Here is a 16118-nt window from a genome sequence, read left to right as displayed (position 1 = left end):
CCCGGCTCAGAGCTTGGCGAGTTCGTCCACCAGGTCGTCCAGGCCGAGCGAGCCCTGCGAAAGGGCCGCCATGTGCCAGGCCTTCGGGTCGAATGCGTCGCCGTGCCGGGCCTTGGCCTTCTCGCGGCCGAGCAGCCAGGCCCGCTCGCCCAGCTTGTAGCCGATCGCCTGCCCCGGCATCGACAGGTAGCGGATCAGCTCGCTCTGTACGAAGTCGGCGGGCCGGCTGCTGTGGCCGGCGAAGAACTCGTGGGCCAGCTCCGGCGTCCAGCGCTCGCCCGGGTGGAACGGCGAATCCGCCGGAATCTCCAGCTCCAGGTGCATGCCGATGTCGATGATCACCCGGCAGGCCCGCATCATCTGCGCGTCCAGGTAACCGAGCCGGCGCTCGGGGTCGGTGAGGAAGCCCAGCTCGTCCATCAGGCGCTCCGCGTACAGCGCCCAGCCCTCGGCGTTGGCGCTGACATGGCCGACGGTGGCCTGGTAGCGGGAGAGCTGGTCGGCGACGTGCACCCACTGCGCGATCTGGAGGTGGTGGCCGGGCACGCCCTCGTGGTACCAGGTCGACACCAGGTCGTACACCGGGAAGCGGGTCTCGCCCATCGTGGGGAGCCAGGTGCGGCCGGGGCGCGAGAAGTCCTCGGAGGGGCCGGTGTAGTACGGTGCCGCGGCGCCGCCGGGCGGCGCGATGCGGGACTCCACCTTCCGTACCCGCTCGGCGAGTTCGAAGTGCGTGCCGTCCAGCGCCTCGATGGCCTCGTCCATCAGGGCCTGGAGCCAGTCGCGCACCTCGTCCTCGCCCTCGATGTGCGTACCGTGCTCGTCGAGGTGGGCGAGGGCCTCCCAAGGGCCCGCGCCGGGCAGGATCTTGGCGGCCTCGGTCTTCATCTCGCCGAGCAGCCGGTGGTATTCGGACCAGCCGTAGGCGTACGCCTCGTCCAGGTCGAGCGCCGTGCCGTTGTAGAACTGCGACCAGCGCCGGTACCGCTCGCGGCCCACCGTGTCGGAGGCTCCCTCGATGGCGGGCGCGTACACGTCGCGCAGCCAGTCGCGCAGCGCGGCGATGGCGGCGGACGCCCCGTCGGCCGCCGCGTCGAGTTCGGCGCGCAGCGCCTCGGGACCAGGTCCGGCGAACCCCTCGAAGAAGCGGGTGTCGACCCACTCGCCGAGCTGGCCGATGACGGTGGCGGTGGCGCGCGGGCCGCCGAACAGCTTGCGTTCGAGGCCCAGTTCAAGGGAGGCGCGGTAGCCCTCGACGGAGGCGGGCACCGCGCGCAGCCGGGAGGCGACCGCCTTCCAGTCCTCCTCGGTCTCCGTCGGCGTCATGGTGAACGCCATCCGGACGCTGTGCACCGGCGAGTGCAGATTGCTGACCGTGCGCAGCGCCTCGTCCGCCTCGTGCACGGCGAGTTCGGAGGTCAGCCGCTCCCGCAGCAGCCGGCCGCAGCGCCGCTCGGCGTCGCTGTCCGCGCCGGGCTGCCGCTCGGCCTCGTCGAGGCGGGCGAGCGTGGTGCGCGCCAGGTCGGCCAGGGCCGACTGTCCTGCGGGGGAGAAGTCCGGAAGGAGGGCGTGGCTCGCCCTGACGCCCAGATAACTCCCGGTGATCGGGTCGAGTTCGATGAGTGCGTCGACGTAGGCGTCGGCGACCTGGCGGGGCAGCGCGCTGCTGGAAGTGACTGACATGCGGACATCCTCTACGAGTGAGGGCTCCGCGTCACCACCAATCTTGCCGGGGCGCCTGACCGGGCCGCCGCAGAGGCGTCCCGCGTCCCGGACAAGATCCGCCGGACAGGCCCTAGCGCCGCTCGCGCAGGGCGGCCGGCGTCGCGGTGGCGCTCTTGCCGAGGCGGGCGGTGACGACCAGGGTGCCCTCCTCGATCTGGTAGTCGAGCGGCAGACCGAGCCCGCGCATGGCCGCGACCATGCCCGTGTTGGCGGCCTGGGTGACGGCGTAGACGCTGTCGCAGCGGGCCTCGACGGCGAGCTCGACCAGGCGGCGCAGCAGCTCGGAGCCGATCCCGCGGCGCTGCCAGGAGTCCTCGACGAGCAGCGCTACCTCGGTCTCGTCGCCGTCCCAGAGCAGATGGCCGAGCGCGACCAGGCGGCCCGAGGTGGTCTGCACGGCGAGGGTGCGGCCGTAGCGCGGGCTGAGCAGGTGCCCGAGGTAGCGGTCGGCGTCGGCGACGGGGCCGTGGTAGCGCAGGCTCAGCGTGCGCTCGGAGCAGCGCTCGTGCATGGCCTTGGCGGCCTCGATGTCGCTCTGGTCGGCACGCCGTACGGTGATCTCGTTGCCCTCGGGCAGGGTCAGCACGTCCTCGCTGCGCGGGATGCGCGGGCCGAGGCGGGCATCCAGCTCGACCAGCGCGCGGGCCCTGGCGAACTCGGCGGGTGTGAACGGCAGATAGGGCCGCTCGATGGTGATCGCCCCGCCGTTCGGGTCGCGCAGCCGCATGGTGGTCGCCTCCAGTACGCCCTCGACGGGGGCGGTCTCACCGGTGGGGCGGCCGGTCAGGGAGACCGGCGGCAGCGAGTGGATGGTGCAGCGGCCGAGCAACTGGCGCAGCGCGAGCGGGAGTTCGGCCGCGTCCAGCGCGGTGCGGGTGGCGAGGCCGAGCACCCGGGTCGGCGCGTCCACGAGGTCGTGGGCGTCGGCCCGTTCGATCCAGGTGTCGCTGCCGCCCACCGCGGCGATCGCCCGGGACAGTTCGGCGGCGGACAGTTCGGCGGGCGTACGCAGCAGGAACTCGTCCACCGTGCCGTCGGCGAGCGGATGCGTCTGCAGCGTGAGGATGTCCACGCGGTGCCCGGCCAGCGCGGTGCAGAGCGCGGCGAGGCTGCCGGGTTCGTCCCGTACGGTCGTCCGCATCCGCCACAGCGCCGTCTCGCGCGGAGCGCTCTCGGTGTTCTCGCCGTCGGAGCCGGTCGCTGCGCCGCCGCCGGTATCGAGGACCGGCGGCGCATGGCTGTGGCGGCGGGCCCACCAGGTGTGGAACGCCGCCGTGGCGACCAGGGCCACGGCCGAGGCGATCAGGAGGAACGGCCCGTCGGGACCGTGCGCGACCACGTTCGCGAGCCCGTCGGCGACGGCCACGGCCGTGAACAGCGCGGCGAGTTCCACCAGATCCCGCCGCCAGTGGTGCCGGCGGCGGGCGTGCTTCTCGGAGCTCAATCCCTGCATATCAGTCATGGCGTCACTGTGACTCAGTGGTGTTGCGTGATCACGAACGCTTTGTGACTGACGGGTTAAGTGTGCTTCTGGTGCTCTTTTGGCTGTTTTTTACCGGCCGTGGCGTGGAGTGTTCGCCTCCGGCCCCGAGCCCGCCCGCCACCGGTCTCCGCCATGGCCTAGGCCGTTCGACCCGGGACCAACGGCCGATCGACCGGCCGATCTTGGGCGGTTAGCTTGCCGGTAGGGGACGCCGACCGGGGCGGCCCGGCAGACAGAGGGGGGAGCGCATGCCCATCGGTGGCCGTTCACACATCCGCATCGCCCGGCCGTCCCGCGACCTCGCGGCGGCCGAGCGCTTCTGGGTCGAGGGCCTCGGCCTGAAGGTCGTCCACCGGGTCGAGGGCGGTGACGCGGTGGGCGGGCACGCGCTCCTGATGGTCGGTTGGCCGGACGCCGACTGGCATCTGGAGCTGGTCCACGAGGCGGGCCACCCGGTCGAACCGCGGCCGACCGAGGAGGACCTGCTCGTCGTCTACCTGGACGAGGAGGTGCCCGACGAACTGGTGGGCCGCCTGGTGGAGCACGGCGGAGTACGCGTCCAGTCGCCGAACCCGTACTGGAACGAATGGGGTGTGACGGTGGCCGACCCGGACGGATACCGGCTGGTGCTGTGCAAGCGCGGCTGGTCCAACGCCTGAACCGCGGGCCGTCCTACGACTGACGGGGGTGGCCGGTGCAAGGCCTCACGGGGCGGCCCGTCCAAGGCCTGACCCGGCGGCCCGTCCAACGCCGCGGCTGGTCCAACGCCCGACGGGGCGGCCTGTCCAGCGCCGCGGCTAACCGGCCGCTTCCGCGAGGAGCCGGATCCCCCGCCCGATGTCGCCGGGCGCCACATGGGCGTACCCGAGGACCAGCGTCACCCCCGCGCGGGACGCCGCGGCGGTGCCGTAGTCCGTGAGCGGGCGGACGGCCACGCCCGCGCGGGCCGCCCGTTCGAGGAACACCGGCTCGGGTCCGTACCGCTCGGGCAGCCGGACGATGATGTGCAGTCCGGCCGCGATGCCGCTGACCCGGGCGCCGGGAAAGTGCCGCGCAAGGGCGGTCACCAGGGCGTCCCGGCGCTCGCGGTAGGCGCGTTGGCAGCGGCGCAGTTGGCGGTCGTAGGCACCGCTCGTGATGAAGTCGGCCAGCAGGGCCTGGTCGAGGGACGGGTTGCCGAGGTCCATGGTGCGCTTGCGCGCGACGACGGCCGTGCGGATCCGCTCTGGCGCGAGCAGCCAGCCGAGCCGCAGCCCGGGCGCCAGTGACTTGCTCACCGAGCCGGTGTAGGCGACGTGTTCCGGGTCGAGGCCCTGGAGTGCGCCCACCGGTGCCCGGTCGTAGCGGAAGTCCCCGTCGTAGTCGTCCTCGATCACCAATCCGTCCACCGAGCGTGCCCAGTCGAGGAGTTGGGCCCGACGGTCGGCGGAGTACCCGATTCCGGACGGGAATTGGTGGGCCGGAGTCGTCACCACGGCCCGCACCGCGCTCGCGCGCAACGGCCCGGTGGCCAGTCCCTCCGCGTCGAGCGGCAGCGGTACGGTGCGGACCCCGGCGGACGCGAACAGCGTGCCGTGCTCGGGGCTGCCGGGGTCCTCCACCCCGACGACGTTCAAGTCCCGTTCGGCCAGGGCGAATCCGAGCAGCGTCATCGCCTGCGCCACCCCGGAGCACACCACGATCCGCTCCGGATCCGCGACCACGCCGCGCCTGCGGGCGAGCAGCCCGGCCAGCGCGGTCCGCAGCTCCGGGATCCCGCGCGGATCCGGATAGCCCAGCGCCCGGTGCGGCAGCCCGGTCAGGACCCGCTTGTGCGCGGCGGTCCAGGCCGTCCTCGGGAACAAGGACAGGTCCGGCGTCCCCGGCAGGAACTCGGCCACCGCGCCGGACGGCCTCGGTGCCAGGTCATGGACCCGCGGCGCGGTCGCGGCGCGCGCCGCTTCACCCACCCAGGTGCCCGATCCCCGGCCGCTGCGCAGATAGCCCTCGGCGGTCAGCTGCTCGTACGTCTCCGTCACCAGACCGCGCGAAACCCCCAGATCGGCGGCGAGTTCACGGCTCGACGGCAACCGGGTGCCCGCCGTGAGCCGCCCCGAACGCACCGACTCGCGCAGCGCCGACTGGAGCATCCGGCCGCGCTGCCGGGCCGGTGCCGCGGCGGCGGGCAGCAGTAGCTCCCAGGCCGCGTGCCACGCCGTCGAGCCCCCGCCCGGTGCCGCATTGGTCCCCGATGACGTCATGGAAGTGGACCTTAAAGGGAGCCGCCGCGCTCACTAGCGTCGACCCCATGCACTCCACGAACGCGACCCGGCTCCGCGGCGCGGCGCTCGCCGCCCTCGCCTGTGTCCTGGTCGGCGGCTCCTTCACCGCCAACAGCCTGCTCGGCGACTACCCGTACGCAAGCGGCCAGGCGCTGCGCTACGGACTCGCCCTTCTCCTGCTCCTGCCGCTCCTCGGCCGCGGCGCCACCGCGCCGCTGCGCAGGCTCGGCGCGCGTGCCTGGGGGCGCCTCGCGCTGCTCGCCGCGGTCGGGATGGTCGGCTTCAACCTGGCCGTCCTGGCCGCCGAACGCACCGCCGAACCGGCCGTTCCCGGTGTCTTCGTCGGCTGCGCGCCCGTCGTGGTGGCCGTGCTCGTACCGCTCCTCGACGGGCGCCGCCCCGCCCGGCCGGCGCTGTACGGGGCGCTGCTCGTGGCGGCGGGGGCCTTCGTGGTGCAGGGCTGGGGCCGCACTGACCCGGCCGGGATCGCCTACTCGGCCGCGGCACTGCTCGGCGAGGTGGGCTTCGCGGTGCTCGCCGTGCCCGTGCTGCGACCGCTGGGCCCCCGACTCCTCTCGGCGACCGTGTGCGCGGTCGCCGCCGTCGAGTCGGCGGTGGCCGCGGCCGTCCTCAATGGCAGTGCGGCGCTGAAAGTTCCCGGTCCGACCGAGGCAATGGCGCTGGTGTGGCAGGCCGCGGTCGTCACGGTCGTCGGATTCGTCTGCTGGTACAGCGGGATGCAGCGGATCGGCGCGGAGAAGGCGACGCTGTTCTCCGGCCTGATCCCGGTGGCGGCCGCCTTCACCGCACCCTTGGCCGGTACGGGTTCCTACGGAGCCGTCCAGGCCGCGGGCAGCGCGCTGGTCGGCGCCGGAGTGGTCCTAGGGGTGCTGGGTCCCGGAAACGCCGTCGACGGGGCGGCTTCCGTCCAGGATGACGCGCGTCACCAGGGCGGGGTCGTCGTTCATGGGCACGTGGCCGCAGCCCGGCAGCCGCACGAGCCGGGCGCCCGGGACGGTGTGCTTGGCGCGGACGCCCTGGCGGCGCAGCAGCAGCCGGTCCTTGCTGCCCCAGGCGACGGTCACCGGCACCCCGGGCACGTCGTCGGCGAACAGCACCTCGCGCCCGGCGGCCAGGGTCTGCTCGAAGCCGGGCGCCCGGCGCAGCGCCAGCGTTTCGGCGACGACGGCCGCCGGTGAGCGCCGGCCGGGCCGGGCGTAGATGGTGCTGGTCAGCGCGGTGCGCCCGGCGGCCGTGCGGGACATCCGCTCGATGACGGGCAGCGGCAGCGCCCGCGCCACCTGCCGCATGGTCCGCAGGACCGTGAACGCGTACTGCCGCTCGGACGGCGTCCAGAAGCCCGCGGGGGAGAGCGCCGTCACGGACCGTACGAGCTTCTCGCGGCCCAGCTCCAGGGCGAGCAGTCCGCCGAGCGAGTTCCCCGCGACATGCGGCCGGTCGATCTCCAGGGCCTCGCAGAGTGCGGCGAGCACCGGGACGACGGTGGACAGGCCGTAGGAGACGCCGTCCGGAAGGCCGGGCGACGTACCGAAGCCGGGCAGGTCGATCGCGATCACGTCGCGCTCGGCGGCGAGCAGTTCGAAGACCGGGTCCCAGGCCTGGAGGTGGTGTCCTATGCCGTGGAGCAGCAGGAGCGGTTCGCCCGTGCCCTGTCTGCGGTAGGTGACGGAGACGGCGCGGCTCCCCCGGGGAGTGTCGACCATGAACGAGACCTCTGCGGCCATGCTGCTACTCCCTGTCCTGTCTGTCCTGGGATCCACACTTAGACGTCCTGTCAGCAACAATTACCGTTCGGTAGCTTGGAGTTCAAGAGACGTACCGGACAAGTCCGCTGCCGCCCATGTCGGCATGTCGACCTGGCGGGTCCCGTGTACCGACCGGGCGGGCCCCGTATATCGGCCTGGCGGGCCCCGTCATTCGAAATCCGGACGGAAATCCGGACAATTCCCCCCGCTCGTTCATCTGTGGCCGGAGTCCTCACGGGGGCGCGAACGTCGTGTGAACGCTCTGCGGCAACCCCCATGTTCGCTCCGTAACGGAAGGAGGATTGGTCTTGACCAAGGGGGTGTGCAGCCCTATGGTCGCAGAGTTAGTGCAGGAACCTTTAATAAACAAGGGCACGGAAACCCGCCGCGCACACGGCGATTGCGGAGGATCAGGGTGGGGACCACGCAGCTGGAATCGGTGCCGGAGCCGAAGTACTGGCACCTCAAGACGGTGCTCAGCGAGGCGCTCGACTCGGACTTCGCGGTGGGCGAGATCCTGCCCAACGAGCGTGATCTCGCAGCCCGGTTCGGCGTCGCGCGCGCCACCCTGAGGCAGGCACTGGAACAGCTCGAACTCGAAGGCCGGCTCCAGCGCCGCCGCGGGGTCGGCACCACCGTCGCCCCGCCGCGCACCGCCGTCTCCGTCGCCACCGCGCGGCACGACTGGCCCGGCGCCCCCGGCGACGACTGGCAGACCGCCGACGCGACGGCCGCCGCCGTGCCCGCCGCGGTGGCCCGCCTCTTCGAGGCCGCGACCGGCGAGGAGATGCACACCGTCCGCCGGATCCGGGTGAGCCACGGCCAGGCCGTCGCCGCCGAACTCCTCTACGTCCCGGCCGGCTCGGTGCCCGAGCTCTCCGCCATCGACTCGCCCTCGGGCCCGGCCCGAGGCCGCGCGGTACTGCGCGAACTGCGGCGCCTCGAACTCGAAGGCCAGGACCGCGCGGTGGAACTCGGCTCGGCGCGCGCCGACGACGCCAAGGAACTCGACCGGCTGCCCGGCGCCCCCGTCCTCGTCGTGACCACCCGGTACTTCTCCGCGGGCCGCACCGCGGCCGTTTCGGTGGCCACCTACCGCGCGGACACCTGCCGCCTCACCTTCGGCGACTCGGGCGACCTGGAGATCAGCCACCCCGGCCAGCAGCGCCAGGCCTCCTGACCGGCCGACCGCACACCGCACGGCCCGCAGCTCCCCGGAGCCGCGGGCCGTTGTGCTCGAAGGTTCTTCAGCGCCGCGCCGTGACGATTTCCTTCAAGGCGCCTCAGCGCCGTGTCGGTGACCGTACCTTCAGGGCCCGTCAGCGCCGTGCCGTGACCGTGCCTTCGACGGCGAACAACTCTTCCTCCACGTGGTCGAGGGCGAGGCGCAGCGCGCCCGTCGCCACCGCCGCCTCGCCCAGCAGCGACAGCACCACCCGCGGCGGCCGCAGACAGTAGCGCGCCAACTCCCGGCGCAGCGGCTCCAGTACGCCGTCTATGCCGGCCGCCCAGCCGCCCACGACGACGAGCTCCGGGTCGAGGGCGAGCACCAGCGCGGCCACATCGTGCACCAGCCGCTGCAGGAACCGTTCCACCGCGGCCTGGGCCCGCGCATCGCCCCGTTTGGCCAGCGCGAACACATCGGCGACGGCCTGCTCGTCCAGCGGGTGCAGCGGCTCGTCCGTCGTGGAGAGCAGCTTCTCGGGCGTGACATCACGACCGAGCAGATGCAGTGCGCCGATCTCGCCGGCCGCGCCGCCGAAGCCCCGGTGCAGCCGACCGCCGATCAGCGAGCCCGCCCCCGGGCTCAGGCCCGCCATGACGAAGACGATGTCGTCGGAGTCGGTGGCCGCGCCCTTCCAGTGCTCGGCCACGGCCGCGGCGTTGGCGTCGTTCTCGACCAGGACCGGGCAGCGGAAGGAACGGCGCAGCCGCTCTCCCAGCGGCAGACCCGTCCACTCCGGCAGCGCCGTGCCGAGCCGCACGGTGCCGTCCGCCTCGACGATGCCGGGGCTGCCGACGCCCACCGCCCGCAGCGAACTGCGCGCCACGCCCGCCCGGCGCAGCACATCGGCGACCGTCAGGCGGACCCGCTCCAGGCGCTCGTCGGCCGAAGCCGCCTCGGGTACTTCGCGCGAACCCGCGCCGAAGATCCGGCCGTCCAGGCCGGAGAGCAGCGCGGCGACCCGGTGCGGCCCGATCTCTATGCCGAGCAGGTGCCCCGCCTCGGCTCGGAACCGGAACCGCCGGGCGGGTCGGCCCTGACGCCGGGCCTCGCCCTCCTCAGGAGCCGACTCGACCACGAGCCCCGCCTCCATCAGGCCCTCGACCACACCCTCGACGGTCGGCCGGGACAGCCCGGTGATCCGGGTGAGATCGGTCAGCGTGGGAGATTCCGCGCCTCTCAGCGCGTGCAGCACCACCGCGGAGTTGATCCGCCGCAGCAGCGAGGGGTCCCCGCCGGTCAGCCGCCCCAACGTGTGTCCTCCCAGCTCGTGCGCGTGTCTGCCGGATCGTACTCGCTGGTCAGGTGTACGGCGAGCGGCGGCCGGTAACGGAGACGCATCAGCTCGGGGCGACGAAACCGGACTCGTACGCGGCGATGACCGCCTGGGTGCGGTCGCGGGCGCCCAACTTCGCGAGCACCGCGCTGACATGCGTCTTCACGGTCTCCGTGCCGACGATGAGGTGGGCGGCGATCTCCGCGTTGGACAGCCCCCGGGCCATCAGCCGCAGCACCGCGGCCTCGCGGTCGGTGAGCGCCGCCTCGGCGAGCGCCGTGCGCGCCGAGGCGTTGCCATATTCGGCGGCCAGCGCGCGCACCGCGGCCGGGAACAGCAGCGAATCGCCCTCGGCCACCAGCCGCACCGCGTTGACGATCTCGGCGGGCCGGGCCCGCTTGAGCAGGAAGCCGTCGGCCCCCGCCCGCAGCGCCTCGTACACGTACTCGTCGTTCTCGAAGGTCGTGACGACGAGGATCTTCGGCGGGTCCTGGACCGTGCGCAGCACGGCCCGCGTCGCCGCTATCCCGTCGAGCAGCGGCATCCGCACGTCCATCGCGACCACGTCCGGGCGCAGCTGCCGCACCAGCGGGATCACGGCCGCGCCGTCGGCGGCCTCGCCCACCACCTCGATGTCGGGCTGCGCTTCGAGCACCGCCCGCAGCCCCGCGCGGACCAGGGGCTCGTCGTCGACCAGAAGTACGGTTACCGGCATCCGGCCAGCGTAGTGGCAGCATGCGCAAGGGCTCGGGGGCCTGTGGACAACGTCAGCCGGAGCCCGTATCTCAACGCGGGCCAGGCCCGGGCGGGGTTGGGCACAGGCTTTCAGACCAGGCTGTCCAGCGGCAGCCGCACCCGCACCCGCCACTCGCCTTCGTACGGTCCCGTCTCCGCCTGCCCGCCGAGCAGCGCGGCCCGCTCCCGCATCCCGCGCAGTCCGCTGCCGCCCTTCCCGCTCGGCGCCGCCCCCGTCAGCGGATTGGTCACATCCATCTCAAGGCGCATGCCGAGCACGGCCATGCGGACCCGCACGGGCACCGGGCCCGAGTGCCGCAGCACATTGGTGAGCGCTTCCTGGAGGATGCGGTACCCCTCCCGCGACACCGGGCCCGGCACCTGCTCCAGGGGGCCCGAGAACTCCGCGTCGACCTGGGCACCCGAACCGCGGGCCGACTCGATGAGCCGGTCGGCCTCCAGGAGCGTGGGCCGCTGACTGGCCGGCAGACCCGTCTCGCGCAGCACGAGCAGCACCCGTTCCAGATCTTCCAGGGCGGCCCGGCCGGTCTCCTCGATCGCCGCGAGCGCCCGGTCGGTGAAGGCGGGGTCCTTGGCCGCCCGGGCCGCGCCCGCCTGCACGACGGCGACGGTCAGCGCATGGCCGATGGAGTCGTGGATCTCGCGGGCGATGCGGTTGCGCTCGAGCAGCAGCTCGGTCCGCTCCTCCAGCGCGGTGAGCCGCTCGGCGGCCGACGGCCCGAGCAGCCTGCGGGCGAGGAAGGTGACAAGGTCCCCGGCGAGGACCAGAAAGACCAGCATGACGGCGATCGGAACGAGCGCGAGGGGCACCAGCCAGCCGTGCGACCGCCACGACGCCATCCAGCCGAAGACGAGCGGCGGCCCGCCCAGCCCCCGCGCCACCAGGTCGACGGAGAGCATGGGAAGCCAGACCGTCGCCGCTATCGCCAGACCGGACAGCACGAGCCGGGCCTCCAGCCAGAGCACGGTCCGCCAGCGGTCGCGCCACGTGGCCGACGGCGCGATCGCGATCGACGCGTCGGGCCGGCCCCGCTCGCCAGGAGTGAGGAGCAACTGCGCCTGGATGCCCTCTTCGAGACGCACCGCCGGAACCAGCCCGAGCGGCACGACGAGCAGCCCCAGGACATACAGCCGGTCCATGTCGATGAACAGCCAGATCGCCACGAACGCGATGGGGATGAGCAGATGCAGCCATCGGGTGTACGTGACCGGACGGGCCAGCAGGCGAAGAGAGCGGCGCATTCGCCCATCGTCCCAGCGCGTTGATCCCTGCGGCTCCCCCGCGCGGGGGAGAAGCTCCCCACCGCCGGGGGAGGCCCCTGACCTGGGCCGACGGGCAGGCTTGGAGCATGACAAGGATCGACGTCCAAGAGCTCTGCAAGGAGTACGGCACCACGCGGGCCGTGGACCGCCTCACGTTCGGGGTGCGGCCCGGCCGGGTCACCGGCTTCCTCGGCCCCAACGGCGCGGGCAAGTCCACCACGATGCGCATCCTGCTCGGCCTCGACCGGCCGACCTCGGGCACCGCGCTGATCGGCGGCCGTCGCTACGCGGACATGGCGGAACCGCTGCGCGAAGTGGGTGCGCTGCTCGACGCCCAGGGCGCGCACGGCTCCCGCACGGCCCGCAGTCATCTGCTGGCCCTCGCGGTGAGCAACCGCATACCGGTGCGGCGCGTGGGCGAGGTCCTTGAGGAAGCCGGGCTCGCGAGCGTCGCGGGCCGCCGGATCAAGACGTTCTCGCTCGGGATGCGGCAGCGCCTCGGGATCGCGGCCGCCCTGCTCGGCGATCCGGCGGTCGTGATCCTGGACGAGCCGTCGAACGGCCTTGACCCCGAAGGGATCATCTGGACAAGGGAGTTGATGCGAGGCCTCGCCCGCCAGGGAAGGACGGTGCTCGTCTCCAGCCACCTGATGAACGAGACCGCCTCGTTCGCCGACCACCTGGTCGTCCTCGGCCGGGGACGGCTCCTCGCCGACACCCCGATGCGGGACTTCATCGACTCCCGCATCCGGCCGAAGGTCAGACTGCGCACCACCGAAGGTGCCCGGCTGCGGGCGGTTCTGACCGGCAAGGGCTTCGACCCGGTCCAGGAGGAGGACGGGCGCTGGACGGTGGAGGGCGCGCGGATCGACGAGATCGGTCCGGTCGCCGCACGCGAGGGCATCCCCATACTCGAACTGGCCAATGAGGAAGCCACGTTGGAACAAGCCTACCTCGATCTGACCGCGGATGAGGCGGAGTACGCCTCCGCCCGCCCGACCATGACGCGGGAGGTGTGAACCATGTCGTACCCGGCAGTGCTCCACACCGAGTGGATCAAGATCCGTTCGCTGCGCTCCCTGGTGGGCTCCCTGCTGACCGTGCCCGTCGCGACGGCCGGCCTCTCCCTCCTCATATGCGGCTCGCTCGGCCGCCCCGAGCCCGGCAGCACGGACTTCGACCCCGTGCTGTTCTCCTACTACGGCCTGAATTTCGGCCAGTTGGCCGCGATCATTTTCGGTGTCATCGCGATGGCGGGTGAGTACAAGAACGCGGGGATCCGGATATCGCTGGCGGCCGTGCCCAACAGGGGGCTGTTCTACGGGGCGAAGCTCGCTGTGGTGGGCGGATGTGTCCTCGCCGTGGGTCTGGTGGCCAGCCTGATCAGTTTCCTCGGCGGTCAGGCGCTGATGGACAAGGGATTCGGCATAGGCCTCGGAGATCCGGGTGCGCTGCGTGCGGTCATGGGGTGCGCCCTGTACCTGGCTCTGATCAGCCTGCTGGCGGCGGGAGTCGGCGCTCTGCTGCGCAGCGTCACCGGCGCGCTGAGCGTGCTCGTGCCGCTGTTCCTGGTCGTCCCGTTCGTGGTGGGAGACGTGTCGCAGGGTGGCGGCGCGGCCGACTTCCTGCCGGACCGGGCGGGCCGGCAGGTCCTGCTCCAGGATCCGGCCGGGACGCTGGGGCCGTGGAGCGGGATGGCCGTGCTGGCGGCGTGGACGGCGCTCTCGGTGGCCGCCGGCTGGTGGGCGCTGCGGCGGCGGGACGCCTGACCGGAAGGAGGCGCCCCGGGAGCTGACGAGCCGCCAATTGTCAGTGCCGGGCGGTTTACTGACGGCATGACCACCGCCCTGTATCTCCAGCACATCGACTGGTTGCGCTCCAGGGAATTCCCCCCGGAGCGCAGCCGAAGCGGCTCGGGTGTGAGCGGGCCGGGATACCACTCCTCATGCCTGAGCGCCGATGAGGAGGAATGGGAGGACCTGACGGAACGGCTCGCAAAGCGCGCGCAATGCGTCGCCGATCACGATGCCCTGGTGTTGGAGCTCACCCACCGCTGGGAGGAACCGCAGTGGATAAGCCTCTGGAGCGCCCAGGCCCGGCTGGTGGCGGGCGAGGTGATACCGGAGCCGTGGGCGGAGTTCGCCGTCGGCTTCGACTTCCTGAACCTGTGGCGGGTCGACGGCCGGTGGATCGCGGTGGGCCTCGACCTGGAGGAGGAGGGCCCGGGATGGGACCTGTCCGTCACGGTGACGGAAGTGGACCCTCCCTGAGAGCCTGGGCCTGAACCCCGCGCCGCCGCCCCGCCCTTCGGCACGGTTCGGGCGCACAGCCCCGGGACGCACAACGGGAGGGACCTAGAGGCGGTCTGCCGCGACGCGCAGGCGGCCGTACTCCTCGGCCATGGTCTGGGCGGTCCAATGGGCGTTGAGACCACTGGGGTTGGGCAGGGCCCACACCCTGGTCGAGCCGATCGTGTGCTCCTGCGGGCCGATCTGGGCCCGGCGGTCGCCGAAGGCCGTGCGGTACGCGGTCACCCCGACGACGGCCAGCCAGCGCGGCCGCAGGCGCTCCACCTTCGCCGTCAGTAGGCGCCCGCCCTCGCGGAACTCCTCGGCGTCGATTTCGTCGGCACGGGCGGTGGCCCGGGCCACCACATTGGTGATGCCGAGACCGTACGAGAGGAGCTCATGCTGTTCCGAGGGCCGCAACTGCCTCGGGGTGAAACCGGACAGCTGGAGCACCGGCCAGAAGCGGTTGCCGGGGCGGGCGAAGTGGTGGCCCGTGGCGCCCGACATCAGGCTGGGGTTGATGCCGCAGAACAGCACGGACAGATCGCCCGCGATCACGTCGGGGATGACGGTGTCGCGGGCGGCCTGGAGTTCCTCGGGGGTCAGCACGGGCGCAGGATCAGAGGATCGAGCCGGGGGCGTAACCGGCGGCCGCCGGGTGCTGCTTGATGATCTCCCCGATCCGGGAGACCACCGCGGCGACCTGGTCGCCGGCCGCGCCGGTGAAGGACAGCTTGTCGGCCATGAGCGCGTCGAGCTGGGCCCGGTCGAGCGGCATGCGCTCGTCGGCGGCCAGCTTGTCGAGGAGCTCGTTGCGCTCGGCACCCTGCTCGCGCATGGCGAGGGCGGAGGCGACCGCGTGCTCCTTGATGACCTCGTGCGCGGCCTCCCGGCCGACCCCGGCGCGGACGGCGGACATCAGGACCTTCGTCGTGGCCAGGAACGGCAGGTAGCGGTCCAGTTCGCGGGCGACGACGGCCGGGAAGGCGCCGAACTCGTCGAGGACCGTCAGGAAGGTTTCGAGCAGCCCGTCGAAGGCGAAGAACGCGTCGGGCAGGGCGACCCGGCGGACCACCGAGCAGGAGACGTCGCCCTCGTTCCACTGGTCGCCCGCCAGCTCTCCGGTCATCGAGGCGTAGCCGCGCAGGATCACCATCAGGCCGTTGACGCGCTCGCAGGAGCGGGTGTTCATCTTGTGCGGCATCGCGGACGAGCCGACCTGGCCCGGCTTGAAGCCCTCGGTGACCAGCTCGTGCCCGGCCATGAGGCGGATCGTCTTGGCGACCGAGGACGGGGCGGCGGCCAGCTGCACCAGCGCGGTCACCACGTCGTAGTCGAGCGAGCGCGGGTAGACCTGGCCGACCGAGGTGAAGGCGTGCGCGAAGCCGAGGTGGCCCGCGATGCGCTGCTCCAGGTCGGCCAGCTTCGAGGCGTCGCCGCCCAGCAGGTCCAGCATGTCCTGCGCGGTGCCGACCGGGCCCTTGATCCCGCGCAGCGGGTAGCGGGCGAGGAGGTCCTCCAGGCGGCCGTACGCCACGAGCAGCTCGTCGGCCGCGGTCGCGAAACGCTTGCCCAGGGTCGTGGTCTGCGCGGCCACATTGTGCGAGCGCCCGGCCATGACCAGCTCGGCGTACTCGCCGGACAGCTTGCCGAGACGGGCCAGCACGGCCACCGTGCGGTCCCGCATCAGTTCAAGGGACAGCCGGATCTGGAGCTGCTCGACGTTCTCGGTCAGGTCACGGGACGTCATGCCCTTGTGGACCTGCTCGTGCCCGGCGAGCGCGTTGAACTCCTCGATGCGGGCCTTCACATCGTGCCGGGTGACCTTCTCGCGCTCGGCGATGGAGGCGAGGTCGACCTGGTCGATGACGCGCTCGTAGTCGGCGAGTGCGGCCTCGGGCACCTCGATCCCCAGGTCCTTCTGGGCGCGCAGCACGGCGAGCCACAGCTGGCGCTCCAGCTTGACCTTCTGCTCGGGGGACCAGAGGACGGCGAGCTCCGCGGAGGCGTAGCGGCCGGCCAGAACGTTCGGGATGCGAGGCTTCGCAGACACAGCAGTCACGTGTCCAGAGTCT

14 protein-coding genes and 1 pseudogene are annotated in these 16118 nt (G+C 72.5%); 6 read left to right on the top strand and 9 right to left on the bottom strand.

Annotation, left to right across the window (positions count from 1 at the left end; translation table 11 throughout):
- Positions 1-6 precede the first annotated feature (6 nt).
- Together ACIBK6_RS15760 and ACIBK6_RS15755 are read right to left on the bottom strand one after the other, a co-directional pair.
- The gene (locus ACIBK6_RS15760) at positions 7-1683 is read right to left on the bottom strand and encodes a DUF885 domain-containing protein (RefSeq protein WP_399051779.1); all 1677 of its coding nucleotides are present in this window, start codon (positions 1681-1683) and stop codon (positions 7-9) included.
- Between the two features lie 112 nt (positions 1684-1795).
- Complete coding sequence (locus tag ACIBK6_RS15755; protein WP_399051865.1) at positions 1796-3169, bottom strand: GNAT family N-acetyltransferase; 1374 nt, start codon at positions 3167-3169, stop codon at positions 1796-1798.
- A 287-nt stretch (positions 3170-3456) separates the two neighbouring features.
- Here ACIBK6_RS15755 and ACIBK6_RS15750 point away from each other — a divergent pair, with 287 nt between their 5' ends.
- The gene (locus ACIBK6_RS15750; protein ID WP_399051778.1) at positions 3457-3867 is read left to right on the top strand and encodes a VOC family protein; all 411 of its coding nucleotides are present in this window, start codon (positions 3457-3459) and stop codon (positions 3865-3867) included.
- A 138-nt stretch (positions 3868-4005) separates the two neighbouring features.
- Here ACIBK6_RS15750 and ACIBK6_RS15745 read toward each other — a convergent pair whose 3' ends face one another.
- The gene (locus ACIBK6_RS15745) at positions 4006-5448 is read right to left on the bottom strand and encodes a PLP-dependent aminotransferase family protein (RefSeq protein ID WP_399051777.1); all 1443 of its coding nucleotides are present in this window, start codon (positions 5446-5448) and stop codon (positions 4006-4008) included.
- On the opposite strand from ACIBK6_RS15745, the pseudogene ACIBK6_RS15740 reads away from it, so the two are divergent.
- Positions 5439-5912, top strand: a pseudogene (locus ACIBK6_RS15740) (EamA family transporter); the annotation flags it as partial. The gene ACIBK6_RS15745 and the pseudogene ACIBK6_RS15740 overlap by 10 nt on opposite strands.
- Before the next feature lie 438 nt (positions 5913-6350).
- Here the strand turns inward: ACIBK6_RS15740 and ACIBK6_RS15735 are convergent.
- A complete protein-coding gene (locus ACIBK6_RS15735) occupies positions 6351-7214 on the bottom strand; it encodes an alpha/beta fold hydrolase (protein WP_399051776.1) in 864 nt (287 codons plus the stop codon).
- Positions 7215-7650: 436 nt separating this feature from the next.
- Between ACIBK6_RS15735 and ACIBK6_RS15730 the strand changes: the two genes are divergently transcribed.
- Positions 7651-8415 (top strand): GntR family transcriptional regulator, encoded by a 765-nt coding sequence (locus tag ACIBK6_RS15730; RefSeq protein ID WP_399051775.1) that lies wholly within the window; start codon positions 7651-7653, stop codon positions 8413-8415.
- 139 nt (positions 8416-8554) lie between these two features.
- Here the strand turns inward: ACIBK6_RS15730 and ACIBK6_RS15725 are convergent, their stop codons facing one another.
- The 3 genes from ACIBK6_RS15725 to ACIBK6_RS15715 form a co-directional block, all read right to left on the bottom strand.
- Entirely contained in the window at positions 8555-9712 is a 1158-nt protein-coding gene (locus ACIBK6_RS15725) for an ROK family transcriptional regulator (RefSeq protein WP_399051774.1), read from the bottom strand.
- Positions 9713-9800: 88 nt separating this feature from the next.
- The gene (locus tag ACIBK6_RS15720; protein ID WP_399051773.1) at positions 9801-10451 is read right to left on the bottom strand and encodes a response regulator; all 651 of its coding nucleotides are present in this window, start codon (positions 10449-10451) and stop codon (positions 9801-9803) included.
- Positions 10452-10561: 110 nt separating this feature from the next.
- Positions 10562-11734 carry a sensor histidine kinase gene (locus tag ACIBK6_RS15715; protein ID WP_399051772.1) on the bottom strand — a complete coding sequence of 391 codons (1173 nt, stop codon included), beginning with the start codon at positions 11732-11734 and terminating at the stop codon, positions 10562-10564.
- Positions 11735-11841: 107 nt separating this feature from the next.
- Here ACIBK6_RS15715 and ACIBK6_RS15710 point away from each other — a divergent pair, with 107 nt between their 5' ends.
- The 3 genes from ACIBK6_RS15710 (at position 11842) to ACIBK6_RS15700 (ending at position 14025) form a co-directional block, all read left to right on the top strand.
- Positions 11842-12774 (top strand): ATP-binding cassette domain-containing protein, encoded by a 933-nt coding sequence (locus tag ACIBK6_RS15710; RefSeq protein WP_399051771.1) that lies wholly within the window; start codon positions 11842-11844, stop codon positions 12772-12774.
- Between the two features lie 3 nt (positions 12775-12777).
- Positions 12778-13524, top strand: coding sequence for an ABC transporter permease (locus ACIBK6_RS15705; protein WP_399051770.1), 747 nt, complete (start codon positions 12778-12780; stop codon positions 13522-13524).
- Positions 13525-13590: 66 nt separating this feature from the next.
- Positions 13591-14025 carry a hypothetical protein gene (locus ACIBK6_RS15700; RefSeq protein WP_399051769.1) on the top strand — a complete coding sequence of 145 codons (435 nt, stop codon included), beginning with the start codon at positions 13591-13593 and terminating at the stop codon, positions 14023-14025.
- Positions 14026-14109: 84 nt separating this feature from the next.
- Here the strand turns inward: ACIBK6_RS15700 and mug are convergent, their stop codons facing one another.
- Positions 14110-14649 (bottom strand): G/U mismatch-specific DNA glycosylase, encoded by a 540-nt coding sequence (gene mug / locus ACIBK6_RS15695; protein ID WP_399051864.1) that lies wholly within the window; start codon positions 14647-14649, stop codon positions 14110-14112.
- 13 nt (positions 14650-14662) lie between these two features.
- Positions 14663-16105, bottom strand: a complete 1443-nt coding sequence (purB, locus tag ACIBK6_RS15690; protein ID WP_399051768.1) for an adenylosuccinate lyase — start codon at positions 16103-16105, stop codon at positions 14663-14665.
- Between the last annotated feature and the right edge of the window lie 13 nt (positions 16106-16118).

This window comes from Streptomyces sp. NPDC050485 (genome assembly GCF_044458185.1).
Lineage (GTDB): Bacteria > Actinomycetota > Actinomycetes > Streptomycetales > Streptomycetaceae > Streptomyces.
This window is presented reverse-complemented; position numbering and strand designations above follow the sequence as displayed.